The organism is Bacillus thuringiensis (assembly GCF_001595725.1).
In the GTDB taxonomy this organism is placed as follows: Bacteria; Bacillota; Bacilli; order Bacillales; family Bacillaceae_G; genus Bacillus_A; species Bacillus_A thuringiensis_K.
The window spans coordinates 3,481,144-3,496,443 of the sequence record NZ_CP014282.1; the positions used below are offsets into that span (position 1 = coordinate 3,481,144).

Here is a 15,300-nt window from a genome sequence, read left to right on the forward strand (position 1 = left end):
AAAAGAGCCCATCGGCTCTTTTTTTATTTTCCTTCATTCTTCTCTAACACGTATAAATCTTCTTCGATATTCGTTAATTTCTCACTTACAAGCTTTCTTGCATCTCCAATTGCTTGATTGTATGCAAATGGTCCAACTAATTTAATCATTTCTTCTATTAAACGCTCTGCTTGGAAACGTCCAATTTCATCTAGATCTTCTTCCATGAAAAATTGCTGAATTTGCGCTACAAGCTCTTCTTTTTTATCATTTGGTATTTTTATATTCATCATCGTTGTTACTCCTCTATATTTAAGATAATATCTTCCTTAACTCTACCATAGAAAAACGATTACCAGGACAGCTTTTTGTAACTCCTTCTAACTCCCTATGACCTAGTATATTTTTTTCCTTTATAGCAAATTGCTTCATAAACATTTTGCATAAAGAATATAATGCATTCACTTGTGCAGGAGTTGGATCGTATTTATCGAAATTTCCCGTCATACATATTCCAATTGTATAACGGTTATGGTCTTTCGCATGCGCTCCAATATGTAAACCTCGTCCTTCCACTACAGTTCCATCTTCTTCAATAAAATAATTGTAACCAATCCCGCTCCACCCCCGTACTTTTTGATGAAATTCATGCGTTTTATACACGTCCCATCCATCTTCAGCTGTATGGTGAATAATCAGTTGATTTACTTTTTCTAAAGGAACTAATTCATCTTGAAATGTTAGATTGACACATTTAATTTCCATTTGAACTGCCTCCTCTTAAAAATCAATCATAATAATCGTTTTATCATCTGGCCTTATTCTCTTTTCCGCTTCTAGCTCTTCAATGATTGCTATATATTCGTTTATACTATTCTTTCTTATATATGCAACAGTTTGTTCTAATGACCAATCTGGGTGGAATAACCCGTCTGAACAAATAAAAATTCCACTCACTTCATCTATATGTAATTCACCATGTTGTAAATAATGTATCGCTTCTTTCATTCCATTTGCAACTGAATAACCATTTGGCATATTTGCAAGATAACGATTGTATTTTAACTGTTGTCGCACATCTTGAAAAACATGTTCTTCTGGTACAGATAACCCTTTTTTACGATCTTCTTCCCTCTTCTTTTTTGCTCGTTTACTAATTCCTTCAACTGTGTCTTTCGTTAATACTTGCATCGTTCCATTTTGAAAAGTTGCGACAATCATACAGTCCCCAAGCTGCGCATATTCAATTTTCTCACCAACTATTTGAACTGCCGCGATACATGTGCACCACAAATGCTCTTTTTTTCCCATGTCTACTTCATATTCTAACATTTTGCTTTGCAATGCTTCATTTGCTTTGGCAACTGCAAATTGTAAACTATGATTCTCTCGTAATGCAGTAAAATAACTTGCAAATAAATGCGAAGCGATGTATGCTCCATTATGTCCCTTTTCATCACGAAACGGGACAAGTGGTGTTGCACCGTCACATACACCATAAATCTTTTTTTCTTTATTACAAAAATAAGAATCCTCACATTCTTGCTTCAACGGGCTTTTCTGTTGATATGTTTTTATCTTCACAACTGTATCCCCTTTCAAATAATAAAATACTCAAATTCTTTTGATTAATCTAATTTACCGAAATAAACTGTTTTTACCCAAAACTTTCAATATCATATATAATCTTGAAATAATATGAATTTTTCAGTGAAGGACGGGAAAGAAATGGTCAGATTCCTTGGTGTTATTATCGGTTCTATTATTATTGCGGTTGCCTTTAATCTTTTCCTTATCCCCCACAAAATTTTAAGTAGTGGAATTGGCGGAATTGCTATTATTTTAGGGATTGTAACCCCTGTAAACACAGGCATTATTAACTTTGTATTAAACTTACCTATCCTTATTTTAGGGTACATAGGTCTTGGAAAAAAAGTAATTTTTAACACAGTTGTCTCTGTAGTTGTATTATCTGTTGCATTATACTACGTTCCAGTAAAAGTCGTAGCAACAGATCCATTGTTATCTTCTATCTTCGGAGGTGTCATCGCCGGAGCTGGTATTGGTCTTGTTTTTAACTGTAATGGATCCACTGGTGGATTTGATATTATCGGTATGCTTTTATCCCGCAAGCGAGACATTAAACTTGGCGGATTCCTTATTATTTTAAATGCAGTCGTTGTAATAATCGCAGGATTCTTCTTCACCTGGGATGTTGCACTTACAAGCTTACTTTCAATTTATGTAACCGGTAAAGTAATTGATGCTGTTCATACAAAACATCGTAAAGTTACACTTATGATTGTAACAAATGAAGCAGAAAAAATGAAAAAACAACTTCTTTCAACTGTTGTACGTGGAATAACGTTACTTGATGGCGAAGGTGCTTATTCAAGCGAGAAAAAGCGTGTACTTATGACCGTCGTTTCTCGTGAAGAATTAGCAAGTATGAAACTAACAATTTCTGAAATCGACCCGAATGCATTCGTTAATATTACAGAAACTGTAGAAGTGTTAGGACTTTTCAGAAGAAGTTAAAGACTAGGTGGGAATCCACCTAGTCTTTATTTTGCATAAATTCAATTCGGTTTCCAAATGGATCTGACACGTAAAATCGAATTACATCTGGCCGTGCATAATCATCAATCACTTTAACACCTTGCTCTATAAGTGTTTGCTTAAATTCATTAATTTCATTCACATAAAAAGCTGGATGAGCCTTTTTAGCTGGTGTAAAGTTCCGCTCGACACCAATATGAATTTCTTGATTTCCGCATTTAAACCAACATCCGCCTCGTTTTTTCAACTCTTCTGGCTTTGGAATTTCTTCCATACCAATCATATTCCCATAAAAATCACGCGCCTCTTCTTCACACCCTACAGGTGCAGCTACTTGCACGTGATTAATCCCTTGAATATAATTTTTCATTTCCTCTCCCCTCCTCTACCCTAATGTTATATGGAAAACAGCCGTCTGTAACTTACAAAAGGTTTATAAAACAATATAAGCTCCCCTTATTACCACCCTGCATTCACCTTACAAAAAATAAAAAAAACAAAATTTATTCTATAACTTCCATTTTTTATAGAAATACACATTACATCTATATTATAGTTATGAATAGACAAATCTTTTTAGATGCTATTTGTACGGAGGAACTATTATGAGTCGTAAAAAATATTCACCAACTCAAAAAAAACGTCATCCGAACATTTCTAGACGTTTGCGAAACCATATACAAGATCGTTCATTAACAGAAATGTACGCATCTCTGTTCGAACACAATCCTGATAGTATTATTTCATTAAATTTAGAAGGAGTTATTCTACATATAAATCCTTCTGCCGAAAGAATATTAGGTTACACTTCTTTAGAATTAGAACAGAAAAATATTACCTCTATTTTAGAAGCCCATATTTCTGAGCAAGTATTACAAAATATAAAGAATACTGAAGCGGATAATCAACAAGAGTATATCTTATCTATTTATCATAAAAATGGATTCTTATTAGATGTTGTGACAAAACTAGTTCCTATTTTTGTTCAAAATCGTCTTACTGGCGTATATGCTATTATGAAGCCGCTTGAAAAATCAGAAAGAATTGAGAATATGCTAAAAGAAAGTGAGAAGAGATTACGTACATTAGTAAACTCCATGCCTGCCTTTGTTATATTTAAAGATCATGAAGGGCGCTGGCTTGAGGCAAATGACTACGCACTTTCTTGCTTCAATTTCCATCATGTACCTTACCATGGGAAAAAAGATAGCGAACTCATTCAATATAATGAAGCATACCGAGAAGCTTTTTTACATTGTGAAGAAATTGATGAACTAGCATGGCAACAAAGACAAATTCTTCATGGCGAGGAATTTATTATACATAGAGATGATTTCGATCTAATCTTAAGTATATCAAAAGTCCCGCTTTATCATCCTGACGGTTCTCGCAAAGGTCTTATCGTGATGGGGAGAGATGTTACTGAGCTAAAAGAAACTGAAAAGTTATTACGAAAATCTGAGAAGCTCGCAGTAGTCGGACAACTGACAGCTGGAATTGCCCATGAAATTCGAAATCCACTCACTTCTCTAAAAGGTTTTCTAACGTTGCTCCTCCCTGAAATAAATGAGGAGCAAAAATGGTATATCGATGTTATGTTAAGTGAGATTTCACAAATGGAATCCATCACGAGTCAATTTATGGCGATGTCTAAGCCACAAGTATTATCTATCCAAACTTGTAACATACAAACTTTAATTGAAGAGGTAGTTACATTTATTTTACCGACTGCAATTATGCATAGCGTTCATATCATCATGGATCATTTTGATTACGTATATGATATTCAATGTGACGGTAACCAATTAAAACAAGTTTTTATAAACATATTAAAAAATGCGATAGAAGCGATGCCAAATGGCGGAAATATTTTCATCCAAACAAAACCATTAGAGGATAATTTCATCTTAATACGAATTATCGATGAAGGTTGTGGCATTCCAGAAGATCGTATCTCCCGTCTAGGCGAACCTTTTTATAGTTTAAAAGAAAAAGGCACAGGACTAGGATTAATGATGTGTTACAAAATAATTGAAGAACATCATGGTAAATTACACATTTCAAGCGAATTAAATAAAGGTACAATTGTTGATATTAAGCTACCACTTTCTTCATCTCATCTTGCAATCCAGTCTTAAATAAAAAAGAAGCATCTGCTAATGATTAGCAGATGCTTCTTTTTTAAAATGCTTTGTCATACCACTCTTTTGCTTTTTCTACTTCACCCATCGTTAATTGATGCCCTCGATTTTCCCAATGCATTGTTACATTCGCGTTTGCATTTTCTAATAGTACCTTCAATTCCTCTGACTCTGCTGATGAACAAATTGGGTCATTTGTCCCAGCAGCAATAAATACAGATTTCCCTGCTAAATTTGCTAATTGCATTCCTCTTCTTGGTACCATTGGGTGATGAAGCACAGCACCTTTCAATGCATTTTCGTAATGGAATAATAAGCTTGCTGCGATATTTGCCCCATTCGAATAACCGATAGCTACAATGTTATTTCTATCGAATTTATATTCTTTAGCCGCTTCATCTAAAAATTCATTTAATTCCTTCGTACGGAAAATTAAATCCTCTTCATCAAAAATGCCTTCTGCTAATCGGCGGAAGAAACGCGGCATCCCATTCTCTAACACATTTCCCCTAACGCTTAATACCGACGCTTCCGGATCAACTATTTCTGCAAGTGGTAGTAAATCTAATTCATTACCACCTGTGCCATGAAGTAATAACAACACTGGTTTTGACGTATCTTTTCCTTTTTGAAAAACATGTTTCATCATAATCCTTTTCCCCCTTCAATCACTTTAATCTAAATTTCTCACTTCAAATGGTAAAAGCGTTTGTTCAATCTGTTTTCTATGTTGTTCATATTGTTCCGGTAACTTTAATTCCTCACCCATCGTCTCTAACGATTCATCATGAGCGAAACCAGGAGGATCTGTTGCAATTTCAAATAAGATTTCACCATGTTCTCTAAAATAAATCGCGTTAAAATAATTTCGATCTTGTACAGGAGTTACGTGATATCCAAAACGCGACACATGCTCTTTCCAGTCTAGCTGATCAGCATCGTCACTCGCTCTCCAGGCAATATGATGAACTGTGCCAACGCCCATTTGGCCACGACCGATTGTTGATAATTTCAAATCAATAATATTTCCAATGTCAGCAGAAGAACGGAATCGAACAAATTCACCCTCTTCTCCAATTTTCTCAAGACCCATAATATGTTCTAATAATTCAGCTGTTTTTTGAGGCTGTGTAGATAAAAGAACAGCACCTCCAAACCCTTTAATTGCTACTTCTGGTGTAACTTCTCCAAAACTCCAATTATTTAATTCGCCTTCTTCTCTTTCAACTAATTCTATATGCAAACCATGCGGATCATCAAATTCTAAATACCGCTCTCCAAAACGATTCATTTTTGTATACGAAACATCGAATTTTTCTAATCTATTTTCCCAAAACTCCATTGCACCTTTTGGTACAACGTAAGACGTAATTCCTACTTGACCATCTCCAATAATACCTTGACGAGCACCTGTCCATGGGAAAAACGTAATAATTGTTCCAGGCTTTCCTCCTTCATTTCCAAAATAAAGATGGTACGTACCTGGATCATCAAAATTCACTGTTTGTTTCACTAAACGTAACCCCAATACACCAGCATAAAAGTCTACATTTTCTTGTGGATGCCCTACAATCGCTGTAATATGATGGATTCCCATTGTTTTCTTTTCCATTTCTTCCACCCCTTTTTTATTTCATTATAAAAATTCTTTTACATTTAAATTCATTATTCATTTTGTCCATGCTACAAAGTAAAATCCGTCATTATAATTTTATCTCGAATTCGAGATATTAATTACAAGATTACGTATCGGTGTCTAACCTATTAAATTATCTCGAATTCAAGATAATTCACAAAAAATATTTGTTCGATTTATAACCATAATAAATTTTCATTATGAACATTTATTATCTCGAACTCAAGATTTATTATAAGTTACTTATTTTTTATTGTCAATAAGTCCTTACTTTCATTTTACATGTAAAAAGAGTAAACGCTATTCACCGTTTACTCTTTTTGCAAATCATTTCTTTTCTTCTTCCAATACTGCTTCCATCTCATTAAATTCACGATGTATCGCTTTAACTGGTTCTTTCGTTAATAAACTTACAATAATAACAGCTAATAAGCTACAGAAGAATCCAGGTATCATTTCATACATAGTCGCTTTTAAACTTGGAATTTGTACCCAAGTAATAACAACTAATGCCCCGACAATCATCCCAGCAAGAACGCCCCATTTGTTCGTTCTCTTCCAATATAAACTTAATAAAATTGCTGGTCCAAATGCTGATCCAAATCCTGCCCAAGCATATCCAACAAGCGTTAAAATTGTATCACTCGGATGATACGCTAAAACAACTGCAATCATCGCTACAACTAATACTGACAGCCTACCGATAAATACAAGTTCTTTATCACTTGCATTACGACGGAAAAATGTTTTATAGAAATCTTCCGTTACGGCACTTGAAATAACAAGTAATTGTGAGGAAATACTACTCATAATCGAAGCCAAAATAGCTGATAATAAAAATCCTGTAATGTACGGATGGAATAAAATATTTGAGAATGTTACAAAGACCATTTCTGGGTCTTGTAATGTCGCATTATTTTTAGCATAATAAGCGATACCAATTAGACCAGTAAGCATTGCACCTATAATTGAAATCGTCATCCAACCGATACCAATTCTACGAGAAGTTTTTAAATCTTTAATAGAGGTAATTGCCATAAAGCGGACAATAATATGTGGTTGACCAAAATACCCAAGACCCCATGCTAAAAATGAAATAATACCAAGCATTGTAGTCCCTTTAAACATATCTAAATGTGATGCATCAACTTGCTTAATCGTATTGAATGTTTCTGTTACACCACCGACATCCGTAAAAGCAACAATTGGTACTAGTACAAGTGCAATAAACATAATACAACCTTGCACAAAGTCCGTCCAACTTACAGCTAGAAAACCACCAAATAGTGTATACGCAACAACGACACCCACTGTTACAAATAAACCAATTTTATAATCAAGGTTAAAAGAATTTTCAAACAAACGTCCACCTGAAACTAAACCAGCCGACGCATAAAATGTGAAAAATACTAAAATGACGATAGCGGAGACAAAACGAAGTATTTTCGTACGATCTTTAAACCGATTTTCTAAAAAGTCTGGAATCGTAATTGAATCATTTGCCACTTCTGTATACGTTCGTAAACGCGGGGCAATGATTAAATAGTTTGCATAAGCACCTATTAATAAACCTATCGCAATCCATACACTTGATAATCCTGTTGCATACATCGCACCAGGTAATCCCATTAGCATCCAACCACTCATGTCAGAAGCACCAGCTGATAAAGCTGTAACTGCTGGACCGAGTCCCCTTCCGCCTAACATATAATCTGATAAATTGGATGTCTTCTTATAAGACCAATATCCGATATACAACATACCTGCCATATAAATAGCAAGCGAAACCATAATTTCAATCTTCACCAAATCTCTCCCTTAGTCCATAAGCCATTCAAAATTTCGAAAAATGACTTTTTCTATTTTCTTGTTTTCGCTTATGGTTCCCTACCTTAACAAACATTTTTTGTTCTTTCAAGTGAACGAGCACTTTTCATTACATGTGAAAACCTTTATAAACGCCTTTATCCCAGTGGATTACAATGATTTTTCAAGAATTTAAAGCAAAAATATTCAGAAAATTAAACAGTGTTTTTTCACACCTTATTTTCATCTGTTTACCCGATAAATTTTAAAAGAAAAAGCCACAAAAATGTATGACTTTTAGCTTATTGACGTCTCAATTTTCTCTTTCTCTACATATACTTTACGAAATTTCATATAGCATCCAATACACCAAGGTACTATATAACAAACCGCAAGAGTGTAGAAAAGAATACCGATTGACTTTGGATCTAACCCTTGTAAATGTCTTCTAAAATAAGCACGTAAAAGAACGATAACTAAAAATGTAGCAATAAAAGCGATACTTTTTTTGCATAAATTTGACCATCTTCTCTGACTTCATACCCACTTAAAATAATAAGTGGAATTGACAATAACAATCCGATCCCAGCAGCTATACCAATTTTCCAATCAGCAAGTTGTATCGGTGCTGCATATAAAGAAAAACCTGGTAATAAGAAAAATAATGGCAATAGTAGTCGTCTTCCTTTATTATTAATTGGTCGATTCGTAGAGCGCATGCGTCTAAATATAACGAGCCCTATGACGAGTAAAAAAATTGTAATACTGTAAGAACCTTGCTGCAAGTGAATCTCTCCCTAAAAATAGTCATTTTAAAAAACACTTCCCTATTATACTCCTAATTTTCCCCAAAATATGAGTATTCCTCTAAAAAATCTTACATATCAAATATACTTTTAGGTTTGATTTACTATAGGAAACAACTCCGAAAGAGGAATTACTCTCCCCACCTCGTCTTTAAACACAATATGCTCTCTAGTTAAATAGCGCGGGCTCTTCACTCCCGCCGCTGCCGCTAATGAAAATAAACTATATCTCATACTAATAATATAATTCATGACTCGCCACTTCTTCTCATACGGATCTAATGCTTTTTGATAATGTGGATTCGTCGTGGCTACACCAGATGGACATTGGCCAGAATTACATTGAAGGGCCATAATACAGCCGCTTGCCATCATAAATCCGCGGGCTGAACTTACAGCATCCGCTCCAATCGCTAAAACAATCGCTACTTTATCTGGTGTTATTAATTTACCCGATGCAAATACTTTAAACTTGTTACGGACACCATAATGATTTGCTGTATCGATAAATGTAAGTAATGCTGGGATAAGCGGCAGTCCCATACAATCTGCCATCGATTTATACGTTGCCCCTGACCCACCTTCTGAACCGTCTATTGTAATAAAATCTGGGTAAATGTTTAGTTCTTTCATTGTTTTTATTAAATCTTCCAAAGGCTTCTGCTGACCAATTACAATTTTCATTCCAACTGGTTTACCGCCGCTTTCTTGCAACTGTTGAATAAAACAAAGTGTATCCGCTGCATTCTTTAAAAATGAAAATCGATTCGGTGAATTAATCGTCTCTCCCTTTCGGACGTTGCGAACAAAAGCAATTTTCTCATTTACTTTTTGCCCCTCTAAATGACCACCACGTATTTTAGCACCTTGCCCAAATTTCAATTCGAATGCTCTAATATTACTTTCTTTCGCTTTCTCCATGAATTTTTCCATTGAAAAATTACCGTCCTCATCACGATATCCAAATAACCCTGGACCAATTTGTGCAACGATATTTGCTCCTGTATGTAAATGTTCTGGAATAACGCCGCCTTCACCCGTATTAATCCACGATCCGCCTGCCATTTTCGCTCCAAAACCACTCGCTAAAATATAATTTTCTCCAATCGCACCGTAAGAAGTTGCAGATGCACCAAACATGCCATGTAGCTTCCACGGATATTTACGGTTCTCACCAACTATAATTGCATCATCTTCTTCATACAGCCAAAGATTCGTTGTATCCGCTGTCAATTTTTCTCTTCTTGAAAATAACCCTTCTTTATGAATCACGTACTTTTTACCTTCCCGCTCTTGCGTGAGATTCACACTTAATTCCTCAGTTAATATCGGAAATAATGTATTAGCAATATAATAGCCAGAAGCTTCAAAATCTCGTTTTGATCCAAAACCAAGTATTTCAGAGCGATATTTCGCTAAAAACATAACACTTTGAAAATCATAACGTGAGAAAGGCTTTCCATCCGTATCATGATCAAACCAATATTGTCGAAATTCAGGCCCTATCTTTTCCAGTAAGTAGCGCATTCTTCCTAAGTACGGATGTAATTTTAAAATAGAATGATATGTTCGTTTTTTTATAAAAAATGTAATGATAAAAAAGACGATTAAAAGCAACATTAAAAATAGTAATATACTAATAATAACGAGTAGCGTTTCACTCATCCCGCTTCCCCCTATGAAATTCCATAATAAAAGGAGAACACTCGATGTGCTCTCCTTTTATCTTTATTCATACTAACGTAGCAAGATGCTCTTTCGCGTCATATTCAACTAAACTTTCAGCGTGTTTAATTCGATGAACAAAGTCTGGATTAGCAATTAACGGTCTTCCGAATGCCGCTACATCAATCGTTCCTTCTTCCAACGCTTCTTCGGCCTCTTTCGGATTCAAATTACCAACCCCAACAATCGTACCATCCCAATATTTTCTTACTAGTTGATGAAAATTCTTTCCGTCAGCAATCTCTTGCGTATAATTCATCGTTGAAGGATGGATCATCGTTAACCCTACCTCTTTAAATATATTTATGAACGTTTCAATTGCAAACTCAGGGTTTTCCCACATATAAGTAGGATTATCACCTTTGAAAGCAGAGAAGCGAAGAAGTGTTTTATTAGCTCCAACAGCTTCTATTACAGCCGCCGTTACTTCTTTCATAAACGTTAACCTTTGTTTTAAATTACCGCCATATTTATCTGTTCGCTTATTCGCAAACTCATACGTAAATTGATCGATTAAATATCCGTGTGCACCGTGAATTTCTACTCCATCAAATCCAGCTTCGATCGCATTTTTCGCAGCTTGTGCGTATTGACCGATCACTTCTTGTATTTCTTCTAACGTCATTGCTTCTGGCGTATCAAATGGTTTACGAAAACGTGGAACATTTCCCTCTGCAGCGATAGCCGACGGTGCTTGTGGCATTTGACCACCAATTATTTCATGATGACTCATACGCCCAACATGCCATATTTGAGCAATAATCGTCCCGCCTTCTTTATGTACCGCCTCTGTAACAGGTTTCCAAGAATCGATTTGTTCTTGTGTATAAATACCTGGCACTCCTGGGTTTCCTTTTGCTCTCTGACTAATGACAATTCCTTCTGTAATAATTAGTCCAATTCCATCCGCAGCACGTTTTCTGTAGTACTCCACTACATCAGCACCAACTACTCCAGTCTCATTATCTGCAAAGCATCTTGTCATCGGTGCCATCGCTATACGATTACGAAGAGACCAAGCTCCAACTTGAATTGGATCAAACAACTTTGTTTCTTCAACGTTTTCAAAAAATCCCCCAGCATTTACATTTGTTCCTTCATAAATACTCGCTGCTTTATTACTTGAACTTGTCATTTTTCTTCCCCCTAAAAAATCTTACTATAATCGCATCATACTTACTTTTAGATAGTAACGTCAATTTTTACGACTTTACAATAAAAAATTCGAATATCCCAAAAATAAAATGCTATAAATAATATTAAAAAGGTTTCCTTAGGAGGAAACCTTTTTTGTTAACCATATATGGCTGTCAATTCGTTTATCTCTTTAATAAAAAACACCTTATCAATAGAAGTGAAAATGGTTCAGTATTCTTCTAAAAATAATAACTTATATACCTAAAACAATGAAAGCCCTACCTCTCTTTCATCCTTACGGCTCCTCGTCCGTGCCAGTGTGAATCAGGATTGCAAAAATCAAGTAACTATTTTATCGAAGTATTCAATTAAACTTCGAACATTCATAAATGAAATTAAAAAATAAAAATGGATTTGATTGTAGTAATAACAATAGAGGTAATGCTCTAAAAGTGGTTTGAAAGAGTTGAATGTCTTTGAAATGATAAATTTTCTATAATTATGTTCCCAAAAAATTCAAGATCTTTTTTGGGATATAATACATTATTTGTAATGAACCTTAACAAAAGCTTTTTATCTGATTTTCTGTGATACCTTCAATTAATCCCAGTTCACTAATCAAAAATTCATATGCGTTATCTAACATCTTCTTTTCGCTTGCATTAAGTGCTTTTTCTTTCTGTATACGCATTAAATCACGCACAACTTCAGCACCTTCTTGCATTTTACCCGTCTTTATTTTATCAGTGTTCAATTTATACCTTTGTTTCCACGTAAGTAATCTATCTGATTCCCCATGTTGAAAAATATCCATTATGTGTGCTAATGCGGTTATATCCGTAACTGGTCGTATATTCGAATTCAATATTTTCCCTGCTGGAATCATTAGTTCCATATTACTAGCCGACATTTTTATAACATAATACTGTTGTTTTTCTCCTGAGATTTCCTTCTCTTCTATGGCTTTAATTATACCTGCTCCCTGCATTGGATAAACAATGTTATCGCCAATTTGAAACAAATAATCCACCTCCATATATGGTAACCTTCTCAAGTTTAACACAATTTTAGTTTTTTAGCAAAATTTTTATTTTATCACAAAATTATTTTACACGTCAACACTTCAGAAGCAAGAAATTAAATTTACACAATACACTATAAAAACCGCAATTCCATTAACAGTTCCACACACATTCATTCTCTTTTAACACAAAAACACATCACTACATTTAAGTAGTGATGTGTTTTTGATAAGACATAAATAAAGATCTACTTTTCCGTCTATATACTAACCTGCTTACTAACCGTTTCCCTCGCTAAAAGAAAACTCATAATCACTTGCGCTGCTACTCTACTCGTCATATCCCTAAAATCAAGAGTTGGATCAATCTCTACTATATCCATCCCTTGAACGAGCGGTTCTTTACCAAGGAATTCAATCGCATCTAGTAAAGTCGTACTATCCATTCCACCAGGCCCAATTGCTGGACAACCTGGTGCAAACGCTTGGTCTAGCACATCCATATCAAGAGAAATATAAATAGAAGTCACACCTTGATTTCTTAATACTTCAATACTTTCCGTGATAATATCTTTTATTTCTCGCTCTCGTACATCTTTCATTGTATACACTGTCACGCCATGTTCTATTGAATATTCATGGTACGCACGTGCATTAGAAAAATTACGAATTCCAATTTGAACAAGTTGTTTCCCTGTAATGACATCATTTTCTAGTAAACTACGGAATGGTGTACCATTTGACGGGCCTCCATCATCTAAATTACGTAAATCATGATGAGCATCAAATTGAATAATTCCGACCTTTCCTTTACTGTTTGCAAAACCTGTTATACTCGGAAAACTAATCGAGTGGTCACCGCCAAGAACGATTGGTATCATGTTCGGATTTACTTTCGTTACATGACCAACTGTTTTTGCAATTCGTTTATGACTTTCTTTTATATCCGTCACATGCATCGTAATATCGCCGCAATCATATAAGACACTTTCTTTCATATCGTGTTCTTCTGTAATTGCATATGTGCTATATGCATCTAACATCGCACGAATTGTCTTTGGAGCAAAACTTGCTCCTGAATGACTAATAGATGGTTTAGAAAGGGGTGCTCCAATTAAGGCAGCACCGAATATTTCTACGCCTTCCTCCCAATCTTTAATCATCTCACTCCATTTTGTCACTTCACGATCAATAAACTTTGCATTTTTCTTTAAATAGTGGCCGTGCTCCACGATTGTTCACCTCTTGTATATGCAATATTACCATTCTTCCATACTGTATTCACATGACTTACGCCGTAATGATACGGTACGTAAGCATAATTGTAAGCATCCCATAAAACTAAATCTGCCTTACGACCAACTCTAATTTTTCCAGCTACATCACCACGGTTAATGGCATATGATGAGTTAACCGTTACGGCATTCCAAACTTCTTCTGGTGTCATTTTCAGTTTTAGCATCGCAATGCTCATAATAAGCTGAATATTTTCAGTTGGACAGCTACCTGGGTTAAAGTCTGTAGCTAACGCAACTGCAACACCTTCATCAATCATTTTACGACCACGAGCAAAGCTTTCTTTATTTAAATAGAAAGTTGTTCCTGGTAATAATGTTGCTACTGTATTCGAGTTTGCAAGCATTTCAATTCCTTTATCAGAAGCTCCAACTAAATGGTCCGCTGATGCTGCACCGATTTCTGCCGCTGCTTCCGCACCACCAAGAGGGTCGATTTCATCTGCATGAATTTTCACGTCAAAGCCAAGCTCTTTCGCTTTTAATAAAAATTCTTTTGATTCTTCTACAGAGAACACACCTGTTTCACAGAAAATATCAACGAACTCCGCTAATTGCTTCTCTTTCATTTCTGGTAGTAGGTCTAACATCCATTGTAAAAATTCTTTCGATCTACCTTTATACTCTTTCGGAACTGCATGAGCACCTAAAAATGTTGAAACTAAATCGATCGGATGCTCTTTTTGTAATTGTGCTGTTGCCTCTAATTGTTTCCATTCCGTCTCATCATCTAATCCGTAACCACTCTTCGCTTCTACAGTTGTAACTCCGAAAGATAGCATACGGTCTAAATGGAATTTCGCTTTTTGAACAAGTTCTTCTTTCGACGCCTGTTTCGTTGCATTTACAGTTGAAAGAATACCGCCCCCTTTTTCCAAAATTTCTAAGTACGGAACTCCTTGTAATTTTAGTGCGATTTCATTTTCACGAGATCCACCAAATACAAGATGAGTATGCGGATCAACAAGACCAGGAGAAACCATTTTCCCACCGCAATCAATAACTTCTTTCGCCTGAAGTCCTTTCGCTTCTTCCACTGTTCCAACGAAAGTGATTACACCATTTTCAATTCCAACCGCACCGTTTTCGATAACAGGAAGCGTGTTCATCGCTTCCCGTCTTAACAAGCCATCTTCTTGATCCATTGTTAGTAATTGACCGATATTTATTAGTAAAGTGTCCAGCATGTTTTCTC

Annotated in this window: 14 protein-coding genes and 1 pseudogene; 2 read left to right on the forward strand and 13 right to left on the reverse strand. The window is 35.4% G+C overall.

Going from position 1 to position 15,300, the window contains the following annotated elements; all coding sequences use genetic code 11:
• Positions 1–23: 23 nt before the first annotated feature.
• The 3 genes from AXW78_RS17230 to AXW78_RS17240 are packed head-to-tail and all read right to left on the reverse strand — an operon-like array spanning position 24 to position 1,581.
• Positions 24–272, reverse strand: a complete 249-nt coding sequence (locus tag AXW78_RS17230; RefSeq protein WP_000981064.1) for a DUF2164 domain-containing protein — start codon at positions 270–272, stop codon at positions 24–26.
• Positions 273–291: 19 nt separating this feature from the next.
• Positions 292–744, reverse strand: a complete 453-nt coding sequence (locus AXW78_RS17235) for a peptidoglycan recognition protein family protein (RefSeq protein WP_000402976.1) — start codon at positions 742–744, stop codon at positions 292–294.
• A 15-nt stretch (positions 745–759) separates the two neighbouring features.
• Positions 760–1,581 carry a PP2C family serine/threonine-protein phosphatase gene (locus tag AXW78_RS17240; RefSeq protein ID WP_102947841.1) on the reverse strand — a complete coding sequence of 274 codons (822 nt, stop codon included), beginning with the start codon at positions 1,579–1,581 and terminating at the stop codon, positions 760–762.
• Between the two features lie 126 nt (positions 1,582–1,707).
• On the opposite strand from AXW78_RS17240, the gene AXW78_RS17245 reads away from it, so the two are divergent.
• Positions 1,708–2,517 (forward strand): YitT family protein, encoded by an 810-nt coding sequence (locus tag AXW78_RS17245; protein ID WP_000251344.1) that lies wholly within the window; start codon positions 1,708–1,710, stop codon positions 2,515–2,517.
• A 19-nt stretch (positions 2,518–2,536) separates the two neighbouring features.
• Here the strand turns inward: AXW78_RS17245 and AXW78_RS17250 are convergent, their stop codons facing one another.
• Positions 2,537–2,908 carry a VOC family protein gene (locus tag AXW78_RS17250; protein ID WP_000800778.1) on the reverse strand — a complete coding sequence of 124 codons (372 nt, stop codon included), beginning with the start codon at positions 2,906–2,908 and terminating at the stop codon, positions 2,537–2,539.
• Between the two features lie 235 nt (positions 2,909–3,143).
• Here AXW78_RS17250 and AXW78_RS17255 point away from each other — a divergent pair, with 235 nt between their 5' ends.
• Positions 3,144–4,676: a BA3702 family sensor histidine kinase gene (locus AXW78_RS17255; RefSeq protein WP_000087651.1), complete on the forward strand. Its 1,533-nt coding sequence runs from the start codon at positions 3,144–3,146 to the stop codon at positions 4,674–4,676.
• 43 nt (positions 4,677–4,719) lie between these two features.
• On the opposite strand, the gene AXW78_RS17260 is transcribed toward AXW78_RS17255, so the two are convergent.
• The 9 genes and pseudogenes from AXW78_RS17260 to hutI all read right to left on the reverse strand — a co-directional run bounded on the left by AXW78_RS17260 (position 4,720) and on the right by hutI (position 15,292).
• Positions 4,720–5,328 carry an alpha/beta hydrolase gene (locus tag AXW78_RS17260; protein WP_000975488.1) on the reverse strand — a complete coding sequence of 203 codons (609 nt, stop codon included), beginning with the start codon at positions 5,326–5,328 and terminating at the stop codon, positions 4,720–4,722.
• A gap of 24 nt (positions 5,329–5,352) precedes the next feature.
• Positions 5,353–6,291: a ring-cleaving dioxygenase gene (locus tag AXW78_RS17265; protein WP_000412750.1), complete on the reverse strand. Its 939-nt coding sequence runs from the start codon at positions 6,289–6,291 to the stop codon at positions 5,353–5,355.
• Positions 6,292–6,642: 351 nt separating this feature from the next.
• Positions 6,643–8,121, reverse strand: coding sequence for a sodium/proline symporter PutP (gene putP, locus AXW78_RS17270; protein ID WP_061884489.1), 1,479 nt, complete (start codon positions 8,119–8,121; stop codon positions 6,643–6,645).
• 396 nt (positions 8,122–8,517) lie between these two features.
• Positions 8,518–8,840: pseudogene (locus AXW78_RS17275) on the reverse strand (CcdC protein domain-containing protein); the annotation flags it as partial.
• Positions 8,841–9,017: 177 nt separating this feature from the next.
• Entirely contained in the window at positions 9,018–10,592 is a 1,575-nt protein-coding gene (locus AXW78_RS17280) for an FMN-binding glutamate synthase family protein (RefSeq protein ID WP_000005176.1), read from the reverse strand.
• 67 nt (positions 10,593–10,659) lie between these two features.
• A complete protein-coding gene (locus AXW78_RS17285; RefSeq protein ID WP_061884490.1) occupies positions 10,660–11,787 on the reverse strand; it encodes an alkene reductase in 1,128 nt (375 codons plus the stop codon).
• Between the two features lie 561 nt (positions 11,788–12,348).
• Positions 12,349–12,810, reverse strand: a complete 462-nt coding sequence (locus AXW78_RS17290; protein WP_175423368.1) for a CarD family transcriptional regulator — start codon at positions 12,808–12,810, stop codon at positions 12,349–12,351.
• Between the two features lie 260 nt (positions 12,811–13,070).
• Positions 13,071–14,042 (reverse strand): formimidoylglutamase, encoded by a 972-nt coding sequence (hutG, locus tag AXW78_RS17295; protein ID WP_061884491.1) that lies wholly within the window; start codon positions 14,040–14,042, stop codon positions 13,071–13,073.
• A complete protein-coding gene (gene hutI / locus AXW78_RS17300; protein ID WP_000887544.1) occupies positions 14,021–15,292 on the reverse strand; it encodes an imidazolonepropionase in 1,272 nt (423 codons plus the stop codon). Before hutI ends, hutG begins: the two co-directional genes overlap by 22 nt.
• Positions 15,293–15,300: the final 8 nt, after the last annotated feature.

Bases quoted from the DNA above. Each gene is read 5' to 3' on its own strand.
- AXW78_RS17255 (WP_000087651.1), top strand. From the start codon at position 3,144: ATGAGTCGTAAAAAATATTCACCAACTCAAAAAAAACGTCATCCGAAC.
- AXW78_RS17245 (WP_000251344.1), top strand. From the start codon at position 1,708: ATGGTCAGATTCCTTGGTGTTATTATCGGTTCTATTATTATTGCGGTT.
- AXW78_RS17235 (WP_000402976.1), bottom strand. From the start codon at position 744: ATGGAAATTAAATGTGTCAATCTAACATTTCAAGATGAATTAGTTCCT.
- AXW78_RS17260 (WP_000975488.1), bottom strand. From the start codon at position 5,328: ATGATGAAACATGTTTTTCAAAAAGGAAAAGATACGTCAAAACCAGTG.
- AXW78_RS17250 (WP_000800778.1), bottom strand. From the start codon at position 2,908: ATGAAAAATTATATTCAAGGGATTAATCACGTGCAAGTAGCTGCACCT.
- AXW78_RS17280 (WP_000005176.1), bottom strand. From the start codon at position 10,592: ATGAGTGAAACGCTACTCGTTATTATTAGTATATTACTATTTTTAATG.
- AXW78_RS17230 (WP_000981064.1), bottom strand. From the start codon at position 272: ATGATGAATATAAAAATACCAAATGATAAAAAAGAAGAGCTTGTAGCG.
- AXW78_RS17265 (WP_000412750.1), bottom strand. From the start codon at position 6,291: ATGGAAAAGAAAACAATGGGAATCCATCATATTACAGCGATTGTAGGG.
- hutI (WP_000887544.1), bottom strand. From the start codon at position 15,292: ATGCTGGACACTTTACTAATAAATATCGGTCAATTACTAACAATGGAT.
- AXW78_RS17285 (WP_061884490.1), bottom strand. From the start codon at position 11,787: ATGACAAGTTCAAGTAATAAAGCAGCGAGTATTTATGAAGGAACAAAT.